The organism is bacterium SCSIO 12827, from assembly GCA_024397995.1.
GTDB lineage: Bacteria > Pseudomonadota > Alphaproteobacteria > Rhodospirillales > Casp-alpha2 > UBA1479.
Map to the genome: position 1 here is coordinate 1,615,809 of CP073746.1, position 21,338 is coordinate 1,637,146.

Annotated in this window: 29 protein-coding genes; all 29 read left to right on the forward strand. The window is 60.8% G+C overall.

Annotated features, from left to right (window positions below; all coding sequences use genetic code 11):
* Positions 1–53: 53 nt before the first annotated feature.
* Positions 54–4,235 (forward strand): DNA-directed RNA polymerase subunit beta', encoded by a 4,182-nt coding sequence (gene rpoC / locus KFF05_07490; GenBank protein UTW53183.1) that lies wholly within the window; start codon positions 54–56, stop codon positions 4,233–4,235.
* 525 nt (positions 4,236–4,760) lie between these two features.
* Entirely contained in the window at positions 4,761–5,132 is a 372-nt protein-coding gene (gene rpsL, locus KFF05_07495; protein UTW53184.1) for a 30S ribosomal protein S12, read from the forward strand.
* A 12-nt stretch (positions 5,133–5,144) separates the two neighbouring features.
* Complete coding sequence (gene rpsG, locus KFF05_07500) at positions 5,145–5,615, forward strand: 30S ribosomal protein S7 (protein ID UTW53185.1); 471 nt, start codon at positions 5,145–5,147, stop codon at positions 5,613–5,615.
* A 24-nt stretch (positions 5,616–5,639) separates the two neighbouring features.
* Positions 5,640–7,715 (forward strand): elongation factor G, encoded by a 2,076-nt coding sequence (gene fusA, locus KFF05_07505; protein ID UTW53186.1) that lies wholly within the window; start codon positions 5,640–5,642, stop codon positions 7,713–7,715.
* 29 nt (positions 7,716–7,744) lie between these two features.
* Complete coding sequence (gene tuf, locus KFF05_07510) at positions 7,745–8,935, forward strand: elongation factor Tu (protein UTW53187.1); 1,191 nt, start codon at positions 7,745–7,747, stop codon at positions 8,933–8,935.
* Positions 8,936–8,993: 58 nt separating this feature from the next.
* Positions 8,994–9,302: a 30S ribosomal protein S10 gene (rpsJ, locus tag KFF05_07515; protein ID UTW53188.1), complete on the forward strand. Its 309-nt coding sequence runs from the start codon at positions 8,994–8,996 to the stop codon at positions 9,300–9,302.
* Positions 9,303–9,313: 11 nt separating this feature from the next.
* On the forward strand, positions 9,314–10,141 hold the full coding sequence (rplC, locus tag KFF05_07520; GenBank protein UTW53189.1) for a 50S ribosomal protein L3: 828 nt from the start codon (positions 9,314–9,316) through the stop codon (positions 10,139–10,141).
* Positions 10,142–10,146: 5 nt separating this feature from the next.
* Positions 10,147–10,767 carry a 50S ribosomal protein L4 gene (gene rplD, locus KFF05_07525; GenBank protein ID UTW53190.1) on the forward strand — a complete coding sequence of 207 codons (621 nt, stop codon included), beginning with the start codon at positions 10,147–10,149 and terminating at the stop codon, positions 10,765–10,767.
* Positions 10,764–11,087, forward strand: coding sequence for a 50S ribosomal protein L23 (locus KFF05_07530; GenBank protein UTW53191.1), 324 nt, complete (start codon positions 10,764–10,766; stop codon positions 11,085–11,087). Before rplD ends, KFF05_07530 begins: the two co-directional genes overlap by 4 nt.
* Before the next feature lie 51 nt (positions 11,088–11,138).
* Positions 11,139–11,975 carry a 50S ribosomal protein L2 gene (gene rplB, locus KFF05_07535; GenBank protein ID UTW53192.1) on the forward strand — a complete coding sequence of 279 codons (837 nt, stop codon included), beginning with the start codon at positions 11,139–11,141 and terminating at the stop codon, positions 11,973–11,975.
* An 11-nt stretch (positions 11,976–11,986) separates the two neighbouring features.
* Entirely contained in the window at positions 11,987–12,265 is a 279-nt protein-coding gene (gene rpsS, locus KFF05_07540; GenBank protein UTW53193.1) for a 30S ribosomal protein S19, read from the forward strand.
* A 2-nt stretch (positions 12,266–12,267) separates the two neighbouring features.
* Positions 12,268–12,648: a 50S ribosomal protein L22 gene (gene rplV / locus KFF05_07545; protein ID UTW53194.1), complete on the forward strand. Its 381-nt coding sequence runs from the start codon at positions 12,268–12,270 to the stop codon at positions 12,646–12,648.
* Positions 12,649–13,329 carry a 30S ribosomal protein S3 gene (gene rpsC / locus KFF05_07550; GenBank protein UTW53195.1) on the forward strand — a complete coding sequence of 227 codons (681 nt, stop codon included), beginning with the start codon at positions 12,649–12,651 and terminating at the stop codon, positions 13,327–13,329.
* Positions 13,330–13,374: 45 nt separating this feature from the next.
* Positions 13,375–13,794, forward strand: a complete 420-nt coding sequence (gene rplP / locus KFF05_07555; GenBank protein ID UTW53196.1) for a 50S ribosomal protein L16 — start codon at positions 13,375–13,377, stop codon at positions 13,792–13,794.
* A 3-nt stretch (positions 13,795–13,797) separates the two neighbouring features.
* The gene (gene rpmC, locus KFF05_07560; GenBank protein ID UTW53197.1) at positions 13,798–14,004 is read left to right on the forward strand and encodes a 50S ribosomal protein L29; all 207 of its coding nucleotides are present in this window, start codon (positions 13,798–13,800) and stop codon (positions 14,002–14,004) included.
* Positions 14,005–14,021: 17 nt separating this feature from the next.
* Complete coding sequence (gene rpsQ, locus KFF05_07565; protein UTW53198.1) at positions 14,022–14,258, forward strand: 30S ribosomal protein S17; 237 nt, start codon at positions 14,022–14,024, stop codon at positions 14,256–14,258.
* Between the two features lie 57 nt (positions 14,259–14,315).
* A complete protein-coding gene (gene rplN / locus KFF05_07570; protein ID UTW53199.1) occupies positions 14,316–14,684 on the forward strand; it encodes a 50S ribosomal protein L14 in 369 nt (122 codons plus the stop codon).
* Between the two features lie 15 nt (positions 14,685–14,699).
* Positions 14,700–15,014, forward strand: coding sequence for a 50S ribosomal protein L24 (rplX, locus tag KFF05_07575; protein UTW53200.1), 315 nt, complete (start codon positions 14,700–14,702; stop codon positions 15,012–15,014).
* A 16-nt stretch (positions 15,015–15,030) separates the two neighbouring features.
* A complete protein-coding gene (gene rplE / locus KFF05_07580) occupies positions 15,031–15,576 on the forward strand; it encodes a 50S ribosomal protein L5 (GenBank protein ID UTW53201.1) in 546 nt (181 codons plus the stop codon).
* A 26-nt stretch (positions 15,577–15,602) separates the two neighbouring features.
* Positions 15,603–15,908, forward strand: a complete 306-nt coding sequence (rpsN, locus tag KFF05_07585; GenBank protein UTW53202.1) for a 30S ribosomal protein S14 — start codon at positions 15,603–15,605, stop codon at positions 15,906–15,908.
* 18 nt (positions 15,909–15,926) lie between these two features.
* Complete coding sequence (rpsH, locus tag KFF05_07590) at positions 15,927–16,325, forward strand: 30S ribosomal protein S8 (GenBank protein ID UTW53203.1); 399 nt, start codon at positions 15,927–15,929, stop codon at positions 16,323–16,325.
* Between the two features lie 35 nt (positions 16,326–16,360).
* Positions 16,361–16,894, forward strand: a complete 534-nt coding sequence (gene rplF, locus KFF05_07595; GenBank protein ID UTW53204.1) for a 50S ribosomal protein L6 — start codon at positions 16,361–16,363, stop codon at positions 16,892–16,894.
* Between the two features lie 3 nt (positions 16,895–16,897).
* Positions 16,898–17,260 carry a 50S ribosomal protein L18 gene (gene rplR, locus KFF05_07600; GenBank protein ID UTW53205.1) on the forward strand — a complete coding sequence of 121 codons (363 nt, stop codon included), beginning with the start codon at positions 16,898–16,900 and terminating at the stop codon, positions 17,258–17,260.
* A gap of 33 nt (positions 17,261–17,293) precedes the next feature.
* The gene (gene rpsE / locus KFF05_07605) at positions 17,294–17,896 is read left to right on the forward strand and encodes a 30S ribosomal protein S5 (GenBank protein UTW53206.1); all 603 of its coding nucleotides are present in this window, start codon (positions 17,294–17,296) and stop codon (positions 17,894–17,896) included.
* A 14-nt stretch (positions 17,897–17,910) separates the two neighbouring features.
* Positions 17,911–18,102: a 50S ribosomal protein L30 gene (rpmD, locus tag KFF05_07610; protein UTW53207.1), complete on the forward strand. Its 192-nt coding sequence runs from the start codon at positions 17,911–17,913 to the stop codon at positions 18,100–18,102.
* Positions 18,103–18,125: 23 nt separating this feature from the next.
* Positions 18,126–18,683 (forward strand): 50S ribosomal protein L15, encoded by a 558-nt coding sequence (rplO, locus tag KFF05_07615; protein ID UTW53208.1) that lies wholly within the window; start codon positions 18,126–18,128, stop codon positions 18,681–18,683.
* A 43-nt stretch (positions 18,684–18,726) separates the two neighbouring features.
* Positions 18,727–20,067: a preprotein translocase subunit SecY gene (gene secY / locus KFF05_07620; GenBank protein UTW53209.1), complete on the forward strand. Its 1,341-nt coding sequence runs from the start codon at positions 18,727–18,729 to the stop codon at positions 20,065–20,067.
* Entirely contained in the window at positions 20,067–20,717 is a 651-nt protein-coding gene (locus KFF05_07625) for an adenylate kinase (GenBank protein UTW53210.1), read from the forward strand. Before secY ends, KFF05_07625 begins: the two co-directional genes overlap by 1 nt.
* A gap of 229 nt (positions 20,718–20,946) precedes the next feature.
* The gene (rpsM, locus tag KFF05_07630; GenBank protein ID UTW53211.1) at positions 20,947–21,315 is read left to right on the forward strand and encodes a 30S ribosomal protein S13; all 369 of its coding nucleotides are present in this window, start codon (positions 20,947–20,949) and stop codon (positions 21,313–21,315) included.
* Positions 21,316–21,338 lie beyond the last annotated feature (23 nt).

Consider the following 21,338-nt stretch of genomic DNA (forward strand, 5'->3'; position numbering starts at 1 on the left):
CGCGCACTCATTAGAGAACAAGCGTCATTTAGCGCTTTGAAGGAGAAGTAGACATGAACGAACTGATGCGCATCTTCGGGACGCCCGCGGCGACCCAGCAGTTCGACGAACTTAAGATCTCCATCGCTTCGCCGGAACGTATCCGGTCCTGGTCGTTCGGCGAAATCAAGAAGCCGGAAACGATCAACTACCGCACGTTCAAGCCGGAGCGGGATGGCCTGTTCTGCGCCCGCATCTTCGGTCCGATCAAGGATTACGAATGCCTGTGCGGCAAGTACAAGCGGATGAAGTACAAGGGCATCATCTGCGAAAAGTGCGGCGTGGAAGTCACCCTGCAGAAGGTCCGGCGCGAGCGCATGGGCCATATCGAACTGGCATCGCCGGTCGCTCACATCTGGTTCCTGAAGTCGCTGCCGTCGCGCATCGGCTTGCTGGTCGACATGACCCTGAAGGATCTGGAACGGGTTCTGTATTTCGAGAACTACGTGGTTGTCGAACCCGGCCTGACGCCGCTCAAGCTGCACGAGATGCTGACCGAAGAGCAGTATCAGAACGCGGTCGATGAATACGGCGAGGATTCCTTCACCGCCGGTATCGGCGCCGAGGCCATCCGCGACATGCTGTCGGCGATCGACCTTGAGGAAGAACTGACCAACCTGACCATGGATCTGGAGGAAACCGGATCCGAGGCCAAGCGCAAGAAGCTGGTCAAGCGCCTGAAGCTGATCGAGGCCTTCATTGCGTCCGAAGCGCGTCCGGAATGGATGATCCTGGAAGTCGTTCCGGTCATCCCGCCCGAACTGCGCCCGTTGGTGCCGCTCGATGGCGGCCGCTTCGCGACGTCGGATCTCAACGATCTGTACCGCCGCGTCATCAACCGCAACAACCGTTTGAAGCGGCTGATCGAACTGCGTGCCCCGGAAATCATCATCCGCAACGAAAAGCGCATGCTGCAGGAATCCGTCGATGCCCTGTTCGACAACGGCCGTCGCGGCCGCGCCATCACGGGCGCCAACAAGCGCCCGTTGAAGTCGCTGTCGGACATGCTGAAGGGTAAACAGGGCCGGTTCCGTCAGAACCTGCTGGGCAAGCGCGTCGACTATTCCGGCCGTTCGGTCATCGTCGTCGGTCCGGAACTGCTGCTCCATCAATGCGGTTTGCCGAAGAAGATGGCGCTCGAACTGTTCAAACCGTTCATCTATTCCAAACTTGAACTCTACGGCATGGCGACCACCATCAAGGCGGCCAAGCGCATGCTGGAAAAGGAACGTCCCGAAGTCTGGGACATCCTTGAAGAGGTCATCCGCGAACACCCGGTCATGCTGAACCGTGCGCCGACCCTGCACCGTCTTGGCATCCAGGCGTTCGAACCGGTGCTGATCGAAGGTAAGGCCATTCAGCTTCACCCGCTGGTTTGCGCCGCCTTCAACGCCGACTTCGACGGTGACCAGATGGCCGTGCACGTGCCGCTGTCGCTTGACGCGCAGTTGGAAGCCCGAGTGCTGATGATGTCGACCAACAACATCCTCAGCCCGGCCAACGGCAAGCCGATCATCGTGCCCTCGCAGGACATCGTTCTTGGTCTTTACTATGTGACGATGCAGCGGGATGGCGAGAAGGGCGAAGGCATGCTGTTCAGCGATGCCGGCGAAATCCAGCAGGCGCTGGATGCCGGTGTAGTTAGCCTGCACGCCAAGGTTACGGGGCGATTCCGTACTGTGGACGACAATGGCGACTCCATTGTTCAACGCGTGGAAACCACGGCCGGTCGGCTCATGCTGTCAGAAATCCTGCCGCGCAATCCCAAGATCAAGTTCGATCTGATCAACAAGGTGCTGACCAAGAAGGACATCACCACCTTGATCGACGAGGTCTATCGCTTCTGTGGTCAGAAGGAGACGGTAATCTTCTGCGACCGCATGATGACGATGGGCTTCGGCTATGCCTGCCGCGCCGGCATTTCGTTCGGCAAGGACGACCTGGTGATTCCGAAGGAAAAGGAAAAGCTGGTTGCCGAGACCGAAACGCGGGCCAAGGAATTCGAAAAGCAGTACATGGACGGCCTGATCACCCAGGGCGAAAAGTACAACAAGGTTGTCGATGCCTGGGCCCAATGCACGGACCGGGTCGCCGACGCCATGATGAAGGACATCTCGACGGAACGCCCAGGAGAGCCGATCAACTCGGTCTATATGATGGCCCACTCCGGTGCCCGTGGCTCGGCCGCTCAGATGAAGCAGCTTGCCGGCATGCGCGGCCTGATGGCCAAGCCGTCCGGTGAAATCATCGAAACGCCGATCATTTCCAACTTCAAGGAAGGCCTGACCGTGCTGGAATACTTCAATTCCACCCACGGTGCCCGTAAGGGTCTGGCCGATACCGCCTTGAAGACGGCGAACTCGGGTTACCTGACCCGCCGTCTGGTCGACGTTGCTCAGGACTGCATCATCGTCGATCACGATTGCGGCACCGACGGCGGCCTGACCATCAGCGCCATCGTCGAAGGCGGCGAAGTGATTTCGCCGCTGTCGGAACGGATCCTTGGCCGCACCGCGGCTGACGATATCCTGCACCCGACGACGGGCGATGTGATCGTGGCCAAGAACGAAATGGTCGTCGAAGAGCATTGCGCGGCGATCGAGGAAGCGGACGTGGAAACCGTGCGCATCCGTTCGGTCCTGACCTGTGAGCAGAAGGACGGTGTTTGCGGCAAGTGCTACGGCCGTGACCTGGCCCGCGGCACGACCGTGAACATCGGCGAAGCGGTCGGCGTCATCGCGGCTCAGTCCATCGGCGAGCCGGGCACCCAGCTGACCATGCGGACCTTCCACATCGGCGGCGCCGCCCAGCGCGGTACCGAGCAGTCGGCCATCGAAGCCTCGGCGGACGCCAAGGTTGAACTGCGCAACTGCACCACGGTCAAGAATTCGGCCGGGGTCGAGGTCATCATGGCGCGTAACGCCGAACTTCTGTTGATCGACAACAAGAAGCGCGAACGGGCGCGTCACCGTATTCCGTACGGCGCCCGTCTGCTGGTCAAGGATAAGGCCAAGGTCGAACGCGGCGATAAGATGGCGGAATGGGATCCGTTCACCCTGCCGATCCTCACGGAGAAGGAAGGGACCGCCAACTACGTCGACCTAGTCGAAGGCCTGTCCATCACCGAGCGCATGGACGAAGCCACCGGCATCGCGTCCAAGGTCGTCATCGACTGGAAGCAGCAGCCCCGTGGCAACGATCTGAAGCCGCGCATCACTCTGCGTGACGACAAGGGCGAGGTCATCGCCCTGGATAACGGCCTCGAAGCCCGTTACTTCCTGTCGGTCGACGCCATCCTGTCCGTGGAAAACGGCCAACGTGTCTATGCCGGTGACGTGATCGCCCGCATCCCGCGTGAATCGGCCAAGACCCGCGACATCACGGGTGGTCTGCCGCGCGTCGCGGAACTGTTCGAAGCCCGCAAGCCCAAGGATCACGCGATCATCGCCGAAAACGAAGGCCGCGTGGAATTCGGCAAGGACTACAAGAACAAGCGCCGCATTCTGGTCGTGCCGACCGAGGACGGGGAAGAACCCGTGGAATACCTGATTCCCAAGGGCAAGCACATCTCGGTTCAGGAAGGCGACTATGTGCGGGTCGGTGACGCGCTCATGGATGGTAACCCGGTGCCGCACGACATTCTGCGTGTGCTGGGCGTGCCGGCTCTGGCGGAGTACCTGATCAACGAGATCCAGGACGTCTATCGCCTGCAGGGCGTGAAGATCGATGACAAGCACATCGAAGTCATCGTTCGTCAGATGCTGCAGAAGGTGGAAATCACCGAAGCCGGCGATACCACGCTTCTTGTCGGTGAGCAGATCGACCGAGTGGAAATGGACGAAGCCAACGCCCAGGCGGCGGCACGCGGCGGCAAGCTGGCCCACGGGGAGCCCGTTCTTCAGGGGATCACCAAGGCCAGCCTGCAGACGCGGTCCTTCATCTCGGCGGCATCGTTCCAGGAAACCACCCGCGTGCTGACCGAAGCAGCGGTTTCCGGCAAGGTCGATCACCTGATCGGCCTGAAGGAAAACGTTATCGTTGGCCGCCCGATTCCCGCCGGTACTGGTGCGATCATGAAGCAATTCCGCGCCATTGCCACGGAACGGGACAGCGATGCGGCCGCGATCGACGCGGAAAACAAGGAATCGGCCGCCCTGGCGGCCAGCGAAGCCGCGCAAACGGTCGACGCGGACTGATAACGGGATTCGATGCCTCCCCAAATCCCCGGGAACGGGGGGAGGGGAGGTATCGCCGTTCTCTTTGTTACAGGCGGATTACCCTTGGATTTCCGCCGTTTTTTGCCGGCTAATTAAATGCCGGTTTCCGCTTGACGGCGGGGGGGCGCGTCCATATAGTGCGCTCCACTTCGCAGGGGCCGGTGGTGGTGCCTCAAAAGGCTTGGAATTCCGGGCTTTTTAAGGCACTAAACGCGACCCTCGATGCGGCAAGTGTAGGGATGTTTTTTCCGAACGGCTCCTCAGGGCCGCCTCGTTTGAGGCCTTGAGGTTGTCGTTTTTGCCCTTTAAAGGGCAGCGCGCGGCGCCAGGGTGATCCCCACCCGAATAATTCAGGGGATCTGCTTCTGAGCGTCGTTTCCGTTGAAGAGACGTCTTTCGCGCCGGTGGCGCGCTGGGAATTACGGCGCACCGCAAGGGCGCTTAGGACATAACGAAGGTTTGGCCGGACCATGAGGTCCGGCGCGGCAAGGAATTGAGAAACGTATGCCGACGATTAACCAATTGATCCGCAAGCCGCGGAAGGCGCCCTCGACCTCCAACAAGGTTCCGGCGTTGAAGGCCTGCCCGCAAAAGCGCGGTGTCTGCACCCGTGTCTACACGACGACCCCGAAGAAGCCGAACTCGGCCCTTCGTAAGGTTGCTCGTGTGCGTCTGACCAACGGGTTCGAAGTCACCAGCTACATCCCAGGTGAGGGTCACAACCTCCAGGAACACTCGGTCGTTCTTATCCGCGGCGGCCGCGTCAAAGATTTGCCCGGTGTGCGCTACCACATCCTGCGTGGCGTTCTCGACACCCAGGGCGTTTCCGATCGCCGCCAGCGCCGTTCCAAATACGGCGCCAAGCGCCCGAAGTAAGGAGTTCGACTCATGTCCCGTCGCCATCGCGCAGAGAAACGTGAGATTCTTCCGGACCCCAAGTTCGGAGATCTGGTTCTGTCCAAGTTCACCAACAGCTTGATGTATCACGGCAAAAAGTCGGCCGCGGAACAGATCGTCTACGGTGCCATGGATCTGATTGAAAAGAAGACGAGCACCGATCCGCTCAAGGTCTTCCATGAAGCGCTGGACAACGTGAAGCCGTCCATCGAAGTGCGCTCCCGCCGTGTCGGTGGCGCGACTTACCAGGTGCCGGTCGAAGTCCGCTCCGACCGCCGTCAAGCGCTTGCCATCCGCTGGTTGATCGATCATGCGCGCAAGCGTTCTGAAAACACCATGACGGAGCGGCTGTCGGGCGAGCTTCTGGATGCCGCCAACAACCGCGGCGCCGCTGTGAAGAAGCGGGAGGACACGCACCGGATGGCTGAGGCCAACAAAGCCTTCTCCCACTATCGGTGGTAACCCCAGGGTTTATGGATTAAATACATGGCACGCCAAACTCCCCTCGATCGTTATCGTAATATCGGCATCATGGCTCACATCGATGCCGGCAAAACGACCACGACCGAACGCATCCTTTACTACACCGGCAAGTCCTACAAGATCGGCGAAGTCCACGACGGCAACGCCACCATGGATTGGATGGAGCAGGAGCAGGAGCGCGGCATCACCATTACGTCCGCCGCGACCACGACCTTCTGGCGTGACCATCGCGTCAACATCATCGACACCCCGGGCCACGTCGACTTCACCATCGAAGTCGAACGCTCGCTGCGCGTGCTCGACGGTGCCGTCGCGGTGTTCGACTCGGTCGCCGGTGTCGAGCCGCAGTCCGAAACCGTGTGGCGTCAGGCCGACAAGTACGGTGTGCCGCGTATGTGCTTCATCAACAAGATGGACCGCACCGGTGCCGACTTCTATCGCTGTGTCGATATGATCATCGACCGCCTGGGTGCCACGCCGATGGTGCTGCAGCTGCCGATCGGCTCCGAGGACAAGTTCCTGGGTGTTGTCGATCTGGTGAAGAATCAGGCCATCGTCTGGAAAGATGAAAGCCTGGGTGCTGAATTCGAATACAAGGACATCCCCGCCGATCTCGCCGACAAGGCCGCGGAATACCGCGAAAAGCTCATCGAGCTGGCCGTCGATCAGGATGATGCGGCGATGGAAGCCTATCTTGAAGGCAATGAGCCCGATGTTGCTACGCTGATGAAGTGCATCCGCAAGGGCACTTTGGCTGGCGCCTTCGTTCCCGTTCTGACTGGTTCCGCCTTTAAAAACAAAGGTGTGCAGCCTCTTCTTGATGCGGTTGTCGACTTTATGCCGGCGCCGACGGATGTGGCCGCCATCACGGGTGTGGATGCTGATGATCCTGAAAAGGAAATCACGCGCAACAACTCGGACAGCGAACCTTTCGCGGCTCTGGCGTTCAAGATCATGAACGACCCGTTCGTCGGTAACTTGGGCTTTATCCGTATCTATTCGGGCAAGCTCGAAGCCGGTTCCTCGGTCATGAACACGGTCAAGGGCAAGCGCGAGCGCGTTGGCCGCATGCTGCTCATGCATTCCAACAACCGTGAAGAAATCAAAGAAGCCTTTGCGGGCGACATCGTTGCCGTGGTCGGTCTCAAGGACACCACGACGGGCGATACGCTGTCCGATCCGTCGAACCAGGTCATCCTGGAACGCATGGAGTTTCCGGAGCCGGTTATCGAAGTGGCTGTCGAGCCGAAGACCAAGGCTGACCAGGAAAAGATGGGCGTTGCTCTCAATCGTCTGGCTGCCGAGGATCCGTCCTTCCGGGTGACCACCGACCAGGAAAGCGGTCAGACGGTCATCAAGGGCATGGGCGAACTTCACCTGGAAATTTTGGTCGATCGCATGCGCCGCGAATTCAAGGTCGACGCCAACGTCGGCCAGCCGCAGGTCGCTTACCGCGAAACCATCAGCCGCGAAGCCGATGTGGATTACACCCACAAGAAGCAGACCGGTGGTTCGGGTCAGTTCGCGCGGGTCAAGATCAAGTTCGAGCCGATCCCCGAAGGCTTTGAGTTCGAAAACACCGTCGTCGGCGGCAACGTCCCCCGGGAATACATTCCGGGTGTCGAAAAGGGCCTCAAGTCCTCCATGGAATCGGGTGTCCTCACCGGCTTCCCCGTGACCGGGATCAAGGCGACGCTGTATGACGGGAACTCCCACGACGTTGACTCCAGCGTCATGGCCTTCGAAATCGCCGCCCGCGCGGCGTTCCGCGAAGGTTGCCGTCAGGCCGGCCCGCAGTTGCTGGAGCCGATGATGAACGTCGAAGTCGTGACCCCGGAAGAGTACATGGGTGACATCATCGGCGATCTGAACTCGCGTCGCGGGCAGGTCAACGCCATGGATCAGCGCGGCAACGCGCGCGTCATCGATGCCCATGTGCCGCTGGCCAACATGTTCGGTTATGTGAACACCCTGCGTTCACTCAGCCAGGGCCGCGCCCAGTTCACCATGCAGTTTGACCACTACGAAGTGGTTCCGTCCCAAGTTTCAGAGGAAATCCAGACCCGTCTGGCCGGTTAAGGCCAAGGCGCCGAAGGGAGTATCAAGAGATGGCAAAAGAGAAGTTTGAACGTAATAAGCCGCACTGCAACATCGGCACGATTGGCCATGTTGACCACGGCAAGACATCGTTGACGGCGGCGATCACGAAGGTGCTTGCGGAGACGGGCGGCGCGACGTTTTCGGCGTACGACCAGATCGACAAGGCTCCGGAAGAGAAGGCGCGCGGCATCACGATTTCGACGGCGCACGTTGAGTACGAGACGGAGAACCGCCACTACGCGCACGTCGACTGCCCGGGTCACGCGGATTATGTGAAGAACATGATCACGGGTGCGGCGCAGATGGACGGTGCGATCCTGGTTGTGTCGGCTGCAGACGGCCCGATGCCGCAGACGCGCGAACACATCCTTCTGGCGCGTCAGGTCGGCGTTCCGGCGCTTGTCGTGTTCATGAACAAGGTCGACCAGGTCGACGACGAGGAGCTTCTGGAGCTCGTCGAGATGGAAATCCGCGAGCTTCTGTCGTCCTACGACTTCCCGGGCGACGACATTCCGATCGTCAAGGGCTCGGCCCTTGCGGCGCTGGAAGACAGCGACAAGGCGACCGGTCACGACGCGGTTCTGGAGCTGATGAAGGCGGTTGACGACTACATTCCGCAGCCGGACCGTCCGAAGGACCAGCCGTTCCTGATGCCGATCGAAGACGTGTTCTCGATCTCGGGCCGCGGCACGGTTGTGACGGGCCGCATCGAGCGGGGTGTCGTGAAGGTCGGCGAGGAAATCGAGATCGTCGGCATCAAGGATACGACGAAGACGACCTGCACGGGCGTTGAAATGTTCCGCAAGCTTCTGGATCAGGGCGAAGCGGGGGACAACGTGGGTGTGCTGCTGCGCGGCACGAAGCGCGAGGAAGTCGAGCGTGGCCAGGTTCTGGCCAAGCCGGGTTCGATCACGCCGCACACGAAGTTCGATTGCGAAGCCTACATCCTGACGAAGGATGAAGGCGGGCGTCACACGCCGTTCTTCTCGAACTATCGTCCGCAGTTCTACTTCCGCACGACGGACGTGACGGGCACGGTTGAACTGCCGTCCGGCACGGAAATGGTCATGCCGGGTGACAACATCTCGATGGTCGTCAATCTGATCGCGCCGATCGCCATGGACGAAGGCCTGCGCTTCGCCATCCGCGAAGGCGGCCGCACCGTCGGTGCCGGCGTCGTTTCCAAGATCATCGAATAGGGTAACCGTTCAGCCGGCCCCCCTCGAAAGGGGCCGGCGAACTTTTGGGGCAAGAGCCATGGACCAACAAAACATAAGAATTCGGCTGAAGGCGTTTGACCATCGTGTGCTGGACCAGTCCGCGCGCGAAATCGTCAATACGGCCCAGCGGACCGGCGCCTCGGTGCGCGGCCCCATTCCTTTGCCGACCCGGATCGAAAAGTACACGGTGCTGCGGTCGCCGCACGTGGACAAGAAGTCCCGGGAACAGTTTGAAATCCGCACCCATAAGCGGGTGCTCGATATCGTCGATCCGACGCCGCAGACCGTGGACGCGCTGATGAAGCTCGACCTTGCGGCCGGCGTTGACGTCGAGATCAAGCTCTAAAGGGTACGATTATGCGGACCGGATTGATCGCACAGAAATTGGGCATGACCCGCGTCTTCCAAGAAGACGGCCGGCACCTGCCGGTGACCGTCCTCAAGGTGGACAGCGTTCATGTCGTGGCCCAGCGCACCATGGAAAAGGACGGCTATTCGGCGGTTCAGCTTTCCTGGGGCAAGGGTAAACCGAAGAACATGCCGAAGGCGCTGCGCGGACATTACGCGAAGGCCAAGGTGGAGCCGGGCAAGCGGCTGCGTGAGTTCCGGGTGTCGGAAGACAACCTGATCGACGTCGGCGCCGAACTGTCGGCGGCCCACTTCATCGACGGCCAGATGGTCGACGTGGTCGGTACTTCGGTCGGTAAGGGTTTTGCCGGCGCCATGAAGCGTCACGGCTTCGGTGGTCTGCGAGCCTCTCACGGCGTGTCCATCTCGCACCGTTCGCACGGTTCCACGGGTCACTGTCAGGATCCGGGCCGCGTGTTCAAGGGCAAGAAGATGGCCGGCCAGCTGGGCAACAAGCGCTGCACCGTTCAGAACCTGCCGATCGTCGCGACCGACGAAGCGCGGGGCCTGATCCTGGTGCGGGGTGCCGTGCCGGGTTCGAAGGGCGGCTTCGTGCTGATCAGCGACGCGGTGAAGAAGGCCCAGCCTGAAGGTCTGCCGTTCCCGGCTGCCCTGAAGGGTGGCCAGGATGTGAGCGAAGATGCGGCGGCGCCGTCCGAAGAGGACATCGCGACGCAGCAGGCGGAAGCCGAAGCGCCGGCCGAGCAGGCCGTTGCCGAGGATACCGGCGCTGAAAACGCTGCGGCGAGCGACGCCGACGGCGAGAGCAAGGAATAAGGGCGATGAAGCTGGACATTATCTCGCTCGCCAATAAGAAGGTCGGTGACATCGACCTGGACGAAGCGATCTTCGGGATCGACGTCCGCGGCGACCTGATGGCGCGCACGGTCAATTGGCAGCTCGCCAAACGCCGTGCCGGCACGCACAAGACCAAGGGCCGTTCCGAAATCAACGGCACGGGGGCCAAACCCTTCAAGCAGAAGGGCACGGGCCGCGCCCGTCAGGGGTCCAAGTATGTGACCCAGATGCGCGGCGGTGGCATCGTGTTTGGTCCGGTCGTCCGCGACCACAGCCACGACCTGCCGAAGAAAGTTCGCCGCCTGGCCCTTAAGTCGGCCATCAGCGCGAAGCAGAAAGAAGGCAAGCTGGTCATCATCGACAGCGCCGCCATGAAGGCGCCGAAGACCAGTGAACTGGCCAAGCAGCTGGAAAAGCTGGGTTGGGGCCGTGCTTTGGTCATCGACGGTGAGCAGGTCGATACGAACTTCGCCAAGGCGGCCGCCAACCTGATCGGCATCGATGTGCTGCCGTCCGGCGGGGCCAACGTTTACGACATCCTGCGTCGCGATACCCTGGTGATTACCCAGGCCGGCGTGGACAAGCTGACGGAGCGCTTGAAATGAGCCGCTACAGCCCCAACAACGCGACGATTTCGAAAGAGCGCATGATGGAAATCCTGCGCCGTCCGGTGATCACCGAAAAAGCCACCCTGATGGCCGAACACAATCAGGTCAGCTTCTTCGTGCCCATGGACGCCGACAAGTTCGAAGTTAAAGCCGCCGTCGAAGAATTGTTCAAAGTGAAGGTGACTTCGGTCAACACGCTGATCTCCAAGGGGAAGGCAAAACGTTTCCGCGGTCGCCCCGGCAAGCGTGCCGATGCCAAGAAGGCTGTCGTTACGCTGGCCGAAGGCAACTCTATCGACGTGACCACGGGTATCTAGGGGCCTTTCGGGGTTCCCTACGGGATTTGAGAAGAAAAAGGGCAGAGACCAATGGCTCTGACACAATTTAAACCGACAACGCCCGGCCGCCGGGGCCTTATTCTGGTGGACCGCAGCGATCTTTATAAGGGCAAGCCCGAAAAGACGCTGACCGAAGGCCTGCGTAAGAAGGGCGGCCGCAACAATACGGGTCGCATCACCGCGCGCCGGATTGGCGGTGGGCACAAGCAGCGCTACCGCGTCATCGACTTCAAGCGTCAGAAGTACGACGTCGAGGCGACCATCGAACGGCTGGAATACGATCCCAACCGCACGGCGTTCATTGCCCTGGTGAAGTACGAAGACGGCGAGATCGCCTACATCCTGGCGCCGCAGCGCGTGCGCCCCGGGGACAAGGTCGTCTCCGGCGAGTATGCGGACATCAAGCCGGGCAACGCGATGCCCATGAAGAACATCCCGGTCGGCACCATCGTCCACAACGTGGAGATGAAGCAGGGCAAGGGCGGCCAGCTGGCTCGTTCCGCCGGTACCTACGCTCAGATCATCGGTAAGGATCAGGGCTACGCCCAGATTCGCCTGTCATCCGGTGAACTGCGCATGGTCCGTGGCGAGTGCATGGCCACCATCGGCGCCGTGTCCAACCCGGATCAGCAGAACACCAAGATCGGCAAGGCCGGCCGCAAGCGCTGGCTTGGCAAGCGCCCGTCGGTCCGCGGTGTTGCGATGAACCCGATCGACCACCCGCATGGCGGCGGCGAAGGCCGCACCTCGGGCGGCCGCCATCCGGTGACCCCGTGGGGTAAGCCCACCAAGGGTAAGAAGACCCGGAACAACAAGAAAACGGACAAGCTGATCATGCGGTCGCGTCACGTCCGTAAGAAGCGGTAAAGGAGCGATCGATGTCACGTTCCGTTTGGAAAGGTCCTTTCGTCGACGGTTATCTGCTGAAGAAGGCAGAAGAAACTCGGGCGTCCGGACGTAATTCGGTGATCAAGACCTGGTCTCGCCGGTCGACCATTCTGCCCCAGTTCGTGGGTCTGAATTTCGGCGTCTACAACGGCCAGAAGTTCATCCCCGTCCTGGTGACCGAGGAAATGATCGGCCACAAGTTCGGCGAATTCTCGCCGAGCCGGACCTATCACGGCCACGCTGCCGACAAGAAGGCGAAGAGGGGCTAATCATGGGTAAGTCTTCTGCAGAACGTCCCCTCAAGGACAACGAAGCGATGGCCTATTCCCGGCACATCCGGACCAGCGCGCGCAAGCTGAACCTGGTTGCTGAAAGCATCCGCGGTCTGCCCTGCGAACGGGCGCTTGCGCAGCTTACCTTCTCCAAGCGTCGCATTGCGATCGAAGTGAAGAAGGTCCTGGAAAGCGCGATCGCCAACGCGGAAAACAACCACCAGCTCGACGTCGACCGCTTGGTCGTGTCGGAGGCCACCGTGGGTCGCAGCCTGGTCATGAAACGATGGAAAGCACGTGCCCGCGGGCGCGTGGGGCGCATCGAGAAACCGTTCTCGAACCTTCGGGTCATCGTGCGCGAACGTGAGGAGACCGCCTAAATGGGTCAGAAAGTCAATCCGGTCGGGCTCCGCCTCGGCATCAACCGCACATGGGATTCGCGGTGGTTCGCCAACGATGGCGATTACGCGACCCTGCTGCATGAGGACATCAAGATCCGCAAGATGCTGAAGGACCGCCTGCACCAGGCCGGCGTGTCGAAGATCATCATCGAGCGTCCCGCCAAGAAGGCCCGCGTGACGATCCACACGGCCCGCCCTGGCGTGGTCATCGGCAAGAAGGGCGCAGATATCGAAAAGCTGCGCCGCGAAGTTGCCGCCATGACCTCTTCGGAAGTGCACCTGAACATCGTCGAAATCCGCAAGCCGGAAATCGACGCCCAGCTGGTGGCCGAAAACGTCGCCCAGCAGATGGAACGGCGCGTGTCGATCCGTCGGGCCATGAAGCGCGCCGTGCAGTCGGCTCTGCGTCTCGGGGCCGAAGGCATCCGCATCAACTGTGCGGGCCGTCTTGGTGGTGCGGAAATCGCGCGCATGCAGTGGTACCGCGAGGGCCGCGTGCCCCTGCACACGCTGCGCGCCAACATTGACTATGGCGAAGCCACTGCCAAAACGACCTACGGCGCCTGCGGCGTTAAGGTCTGGATCTACAAGGGTGAAATTCTTGCCCATGATCCGATGGCGATGGACAAGCTCGCGCAGGAACAACAGCCGGTCCGCTAAGCGGTATCGGTCGGATAGAAGCAAAACTGGGATAGGCGACGGAACATGCTGGCCCCGAAAAGAATGAAATACCGGAAGGCCTTCAAAGGCCGCATCCATGGCAACGCCAAGGGTGGAACGACACTCAACTTCGGTGCCTTCGGCCTGAAGGCGACTTCGCCGAACCGTATCACGTCGCGTCAGATCGAAGCCGCGCGCCGTGCCATGACGCGCCACATGAAGCGCGCCGGGCGTGTGTGGATCCGCATCTTCCCGGACGTGCCGGTGTCGAAGAAGCCGGCCGAAGTCCGCCAGGGTAAAGGTAAGGGTACGCCGGAATTCTGGGCCGCCCGTGTGAAACCGGGCCGCATCATGTTCGAAATCGACGGCGTTTCGTACGAAGTGGCGAAAGAGGCCATGGAACTCGCGGCCGCCAAGCTGCCCATCGAAACGCGGTTCGTCACCCGCCTGGGCGAGGAGCACTAAGCCATGACGAAGGCTATTGATCTCAAGACCAAGTCCGACGACGAGTTGAAGGACCAGCTCATGGGCCTGAAAAAGGAAGCCTTCAATCTGCGCTTCCAGCAGGCGTCGGGTGCCTTGGAAAACACGGCGCAGGTGCGGGCGGTTCGCCGCGACATCGCGCGCATCAAAACCATTCTGGGCGAGCGCGGCACCGTCGCCGCGGCGTCCTGACAAAGAGGTAGCGAAAGATGCCGAAACGTACCCTGCAGGGCGTCGTCGTCAGCGACAAGATGGACAAGACCGTGACCGTTCAGGTTGAACGCCGGTTCAAGCATCCGCTCTACAAGAAGTTCATCAAGCGGACCAAGAAGTACGCCGCGCACGACGAAAACAACGCGTGCAAGGTTGGCGACCAGGTTCAGATCCGGGAAACCCGCCCGATTTCGAAGCGGAAGACCTGGGAAGTGATTAGCGAGGCGGGCTGACGCCGAACCGGGCCCAATGGCCCAGTGGTAGATGCTCTTTAATCAAGGACAAGAACAATGATCCAGTCCGAAACAAACTTGGACGTTGCCGATAACTCCGGCGCCCGCCGGGTCCAGTGCATCAAGGTGCTGGGCGGTTCGAAGCGCAAGTACGCTTCCGTGGGCGACGTGATCGTTTGCTCCGTCAAGGAAGCGATCCCGCGGGGCCGCGTGAAGAAGGGCGAGGTCGTGAAGGCTGTCGTCGTGCGCACGGCGAAAGACATTCGCCGCGCGGACGGCACGACGATCCGCTTCGACAGCAATGCCGCCGTGCTGATCAACAGCGCCGGCGAGCCCATCGGCACGCGTATCTTCGGCCCGGTGACCCGCGAACTTCGGGCGAAGGCCTACATGAAGATCGTGTCCCTGGCGCCGGAAGTGATCTGACGAGGAACCGCAGAAATGGTAGCGAGAATCAAAAAGGGCGATAAGGTCGTCGTTCTGACCGGCCGCGACAAGGGCAAGGAAGGTGAAGTGCTTAAGGTGCTTCCCACCGCCGACCGCGCCGTTGTCCAAGGTGTCAACCGCATGAAGCGGCACCAGCGTGCGACGCAGACGTCCACGGGTGGCATCATCGAACGTGAAGCCCCCATCCACATGTCGAATTTGGCCCATCTGGACCCCAAGGACGGCAAGCCGACCCGCGTCGGTACCAAGATCCTGAATGACGGCCGCAAGGTCCGCTTTGCCAAGCGGTCCGGCGAGCAGATTGATTAAGCGAGGGCCTCTAACGATGGCTACACGGCTCAAAGAAGTCTACGAGAAGGAAATCAAGCCGGCCTTGATGGAGGAGTTCGGTTACGCGAACACCTATCAGGTTCCCAAGCTTGAGAAGATCGTTCTCAACATGGGTGTCGGCGACGCCACCGAGGATCGCAAGCGCGTCGATGGCGCGCTTGAGGACCTGACCCGCATCACCGGCCAGAAGCCGGTGGCGACCCGGGCCAAGAAGTCCATCGCCGGCTTCAAGCTGCGCGAAGGCATGGTCATCGGCGCCAAGGTCACCTTGCGCAAAGACCGCATGTACGAATTTCTGGACCGCCTTGTGAACATCGCGCTGCCGCGTGTTCGCGACTTCCGCGGCATCCAGGGCAAGTGTTTCGACGGACATGGCAACTTCGCCATGGGGTTGAAGGAACAGATCGTGTTCCCGGAAATCGACTATGACCAGGTCGACAAGGTCCGGGGTATGGACATCGTGATCTGCACCTCGGCCGTAACCGATGATGAAGCGAAGGCTTTGTTGAAAGCTTTCAACATGCCGCTGGCCACTAAGTAAGCCCAACGGCGGATGGAGATCGAGTAATGGCGAAGAAAAGCGCGATTGAGAAAAACAACAAGCGGGCCCGCATGGCGAAGAGCTATGCCGCGAAACGGGCACGTCTTAAGGCGATTACGAAAGACGAAACGGCGTCGCCGGAAGACCGCTTCAATGCGCACCTCAAACTGGCGGCACTGCCCCGCAACTCCTCGCCCACCAGGTACCGCCTGCGGTGCGAATTGTCGGGCCGGTCACGCGGGAATTATCGCAAATTCAAGATTTCCCGCATTGCTATGCGGGATTTGGCCTCTGACGGGATGATTCCCGGCATGGTCAAGTCGAGCTGGTAGGAAGGGAAAGATACTGGCATGTCTATGACCGATCCCCTGGGTGATATGCTCACCCGCATCCGCAACGGACAACAGGCGCGCAAAGCCGTGGTTCTGTCGCCGTCTTCGAATCTTCGGGCCAACGTGCTTGAGGTTCTGAAGCGCGAAGGCTACATCCGTGGCTTTCAAAAGCGCGAAGAAAAGCCCGGCATGGCGGAACTGGAAATCGAACTGAAGTACCACGAAGGCCAGCCCGTGATCCGCGAGATCCAGCGCGTGTCGACGCCGGGCCGGCGTGTCTATTCGGGCATCGGCGACCTGCCCCGGGTCTACAACGGGCTGGGCATCTCCATCCTGTCGACCCCTCGGGGCGTGCTGTCCGATCATGAATGCCGCGAACACAACGTCGGCGGCGAAATTCTCTGCCAGGTGTTCTAAGAGCACCCGGCGAACGAACGAGAAGGCGGTTCATTATGTCGCGTATTGGAAAAAACCCGGTCCAGGTGCCTGATGGCGTCACCGTCGAAATCGACGGCATGACGGTCAAGGCCAAGGGCAAGCTGGGCGAGCTGAGCGAGACCCTGGTCGATGATGTCATCGTCACCATGGAAGACAATCTGATCAAGTTCGCGCCCGCGAACGACACCCAGCGCGCCCGGCAGATGTGGGGCATGAGCCGCACCAAGGTGAATAACCTGGTGGAAGGCGTCAGCCAGGGGTTCAAGAAGCAGCTGGATATTTCTGGCGTCGGCTACCGTGCCGCCATGCAGGGCAACAAGCTGGTTCTGCAGCTCGGCTTCAGCCACGACGTCGAATATCCGGTCCCGGCAGGCATCAAGATCGCCTGCCCGGAACAGACGCAGGTCGTTATTGAAGGCATCGACAAGCAGCTTGTCGGCCAGGTCGCGGCGGAAATCCGCGCGTATCGTCCGCCCGAGCCCTACAAGGGCAAAGGTGTCCGCTATGCCGGTGAATTCATTCTCCGCAAGGAAGGGAAGAAGAAGTAAGTCATGGCCAACGCTCGCGAAAAATTCGAAAAGCGCCAGTCGCGCGTTCGGCGCCAGGTCCGCAAGGCCGCCGGCGGCCGCCTGCGCCTGGCTGTGTTCCGCTCCGGCCTGCACATCTATGCCCAGGTCATCGACGACCGCGCCGGCAAGACCGTTGCCGCCGCATCGTCTCTGGACAAGGAACTCAAAGGCAAGTTGGCCAAGGGCTGCAACGTTGCCGCCGCTGGCGAGGTGGGCAAGCTGATTGCCACCCGCGCCGTCAAGGAAGGCATCAAGGAAGTGATCTTCGACCGTGGTGGCTACAAGTACCATGGGCGGGTCAAGGCGCTCGCCGATGCCGCGCGTGAAGCCGGCTTGTCGTTCTAAATCAACGCATTCTAGGAAATCAGGAACAGCCTCATGGCAGAGCAACGCAACGAACAAGGTCAGGGACGGGGTCCGCGCGGACGGCGTGACCGGGATCGCTCTCCCGAGCAGCGGGAAGATTCTGAACTGACCGACAAGCTGGTCTACATCAACCGCGTGGCCAAGGTGGTCAAGGGTGGGCGGCGGTTCTCGTTCGCGGCCCTGGTGGTTGTCGGCGACGGCAAGGGCCGGGTCGGTTACGGATCGGGCAAGGCGCGCGAAGTGCCGGAAGCCATCCGCAAGGCCACGGACTCCGCGAAGCGCAACATGATCCGCGTGCCGCTGCGCGAGGGTCGTACGCTGCACCATGACGTTGCCGGGCGCTTTGGCGCCGGCCGGGTGATCATGCGCTCCGCCCCTCCGGGCACGGGTATTATTTCGGGCGGCCCCATGCGCGCCGTGTTCGAAACCATGGGCGTCCAGGACGTCGTTGCCAAGTCCATGGGCAGCGCTAACCCTTACAACATGGTCAAGGCGACCTTCGCCGCATTGCAGGAAATTCAGTCGCCGCGCACCGTGGCGGCCCGCCGCTCGAAAAAGGTCGGCGATATCGTGCAGCGTCGCGACGACGTTTCCGCCACGACCGAACAGGCCTGATTGGAACCCTGAAGATGGCAGACAAGAAGACCGTCAAAGTCACGCAGACCGGCAGCCACATCGGCCGTCCGGCGGACCAGCGCGCAACCCTCAAGGGCCTGGGCCTGAATAAATTGCACCGCTCGCGCGTGCTGGAAGACACTCCGGCCGTGCGTGGCATGATTAATAAAGTCAGCCACCTGGTGCGGGTCGAGCAAGGCGACTAAATACTTAACGAAGGAATACCGCCATGCGTTTGAACGAAATCAGTGACAATCTGGGTGCGACCCGTCCGCGTAAGCGCGTCGGCCGCGGCATTGCGTCCGGCACCGGCAAGACGTCCGGCAAGGGCATGAAGGGCCAGAAGTCCCGCTCGGGCGTCAGCCTGCTGGGCTTTGAAGGCGGTCAGATGCCGATCTACCGGCGTCTGCCCAAGCGCGGCTTCACGAACCCGTTCTCTAAGGACTTCGCCGAACTGAACGTCGGCCTGCTGCAGGAAGCGATTGATGCCAAGCGCATCGACGGCTCGAAGACGCTGACGACGGCCATGCTGGTCGAAGCCGGTGTCGCGAAGAAGCGGAAAGACGGCGTGCGTCTCCTTGGCCACGGTGAACTGAAGTCCAAGGTCACGCTTGAAATCGAAAGCGCCACCAAGGGTGCCATCGCCGCGGTCGAAAAGGCCGGCGGCAAGGTGACCGTGTCGGCGCCGACCGTCGCGAAGGACGAAGCGAGCGAAACCAAGGGGATCCGCGGCAAAAACAAGCGCCGCGCCCAGGACAAGGCCGCCGCCGGGGAATCCGCCGAATAACAGATCGGTGAGGGCATTTGCCCCCGCCGCCGGAGAAGACTGAATGGCCTCTGCCGCCGAACAACTTGCCGCCAACGTAAACTTGGGCGCCTTCTCGAAGGCGACTGAGTTGAAGAAGCGCATCTGGTTCACGCTGGGTGCGCTCATCGTTTACAGGCTGGGCACGTTCATCCCGCTGCCGGGCATCGATCCGGTAGTGCTGGAAGAGATATTCCGCGCCAATCAGAGCGGTGTTCTAGGCATGTTCAACATGTTCGCGGGCGGTGCGTTGGGGCGCATGACGATCTTTGCGCTCAACATCATGCCGTACATCTCCGCCTCCATCATCATGCAGCTGATGACGTCGATTTCGCCGTCATTGGAGCAGATGAAGAAGGAAGGCGAGTCCGGCCGCAAGCGGATCAACCAGTACACGCGCTATCTCACGGTGCTGATCTGTCTTCTGCAGGCTTACGGCATCGCCGTCGGGATTGAGGGCATGTCTGGCAACCAGGGGCCGGCGGTTCACGAACCGGGCTATTTCTTCCGGTTTTCCGTGGTCGTGACGCTGACCGGCGGCACCATGTTCCTGATGTGGCTGGGTGAACAGATCACCGCGCGCGGTGTGGGTAACGGCATTTCGCTGATCATCTTCGCCGGCATCGTCGCCGAACTGCCGGTGGCCCTTGCCGGGACCTTCGAAATGGGCCGCACGGGCGCGCTGCCGACGGGCCTGATCATCGGGATCATGGTGATGGCCGTTGCGACGATCGCGCTCTGCGTGTTCGTTGAACGCGCGCAGCGCCGGATCCTGATCCAGTATCCCAAGCGCCAGCGCGGCAACAAGATGATGGGCGGGGAATCCTCCCATCTGCCGCTCAAGCTCAATACCGCAGGCGTCATTCCGCCGATCTTCGCGTCCTCGCTGCTGCTGATGCCGATCACCGTCATCACGCTGTCGGCCGGGCAGGGACCGGAATGGATGACGGAAGCGGCCGCCTATCTGGGCCGTGGTTCCCCCGTCTATATGTCCATCTATATCGGCCTGATCGTGTTCTTTGCCTTCTTCTATACGGCCGTCGTGTTCAACGTGAACGACACGGCTGAAAACCTGAAGAAGTACGGCGGTTTCGTTCCCGGCATTCGTCCGGGCAAGAACACGGCCGAATATCTGGACCGTGTGCTGACCCGCCTGACCTGCGTCGGGGCCTTGTACCTGGCCATTATCTGCGCCATTCCGGAACTATTGATCTCCAACTTCTCCGTTCCTTTCTACTTCGGCGGCACGTCGCTGCTGATCGTGGTCACGGTGACCATGGACACGGTAACCCAGATTCAGTCGCACCTGATCGCGCATCAATACGAAGGCCTGATCAAGAAGCAGCGGTTGCGGGGGAGGCGTTAATGATTCTGTTGCTGATGGGGCCGCCGGGTGCGGGCAAGGGGACGCAGTCGAAGCGGCTTGAGGAGGCTTACGGGCTTGTTCAATTGTCGACCGGTGACATGCTGCGCGCCGCTGTTGCCTCCGGCAGCGACCTCGGCAACAAGGCGAAAGAGATTATGGCCCGCGGTGACTTGGTTCCCGACGACCTGATCATCGACATGATCGCGGCCCGGATCGAGCAGGCCGATTGCGCGAAAGGGTTCATTCTGGACGGCTTTCCGCGCACCGTACCCCAGGCCGAAGCTCTGGCCGCCATGCTCGCCGACAAGGGATTGAACCTCGACCACGTGATCGAGTTGGCTGTCGACGACGACGCCATGGTCAAGCGAATCACCGGTCGCTACACCTGCGCCAAATGCGGCAAGGGGTATCACGACGAGTTTGAAAAGCCCGCCAAGGATGGCGTGTGCGACAAATGCGGTGCGACGGAGTTTACCCGCCGTGCCGACGACAACGAAGGAACGGTGCGGAACCGCCTGGACGCCTATCATGCCCAGACCGCGCCGATCCTGGCTTACTACAAGGACCAAGGGCTTCTGCACGACGTTGACGGCATGGCCGACATCGACGCTGTGACTGCCCAGCTGAAAGGAGTAATCGGTCAGGCGTGAAGGGTGTGAAAAAGGCCTTTCCCCCAGGTTGACTTGGGGGCGCAAGTGCCTATAATCGCGCCTCTTTTCAGGCCCGGCGGATTTTGAAAATTTCCAGGCGAATTCGAACGCACGGAACCGTTCGTTGCGACGTTTTTGCCTTGAATACAACGAGTTAGAGCAAGTCCGGTGATTCTACGGAGCGGGGACTTGCTCTTGAGTTTTTTGTCGAACGTGAGGAGCGAAAGCCTTGGCGCGTATTGCGGGTGTTAATATTCCGACGGCGAAACGGGTGGTGATTGCCTTGACCTATATTCATGGCATTGGCCGCACGTCAGCACGGAAGATTTGTGACAGTGTCGGAATCCCCCTGGACCGGCGCGTCAATGAACTGACGGAAGACGAGGTCGCGCGGGTTCGCGAGACCATCGACCGTGACTTCCAGGTCGAAGGCGACCTCCGCCGCGAAACGGCCATGAACATCAAACGTTTGATGGATCTGGGCTGTTACCGCGGTCTCCGCCATCGTCGCGGCCTGCCCGTGCGCGGACAGCGTACTCATACCAACGCGCGCACCCGCAAAGGCCCGGCTAAGGCCATCGCGGGTAAGAAGAAATAACGGCTAGGGCAAGGATTTTAAGT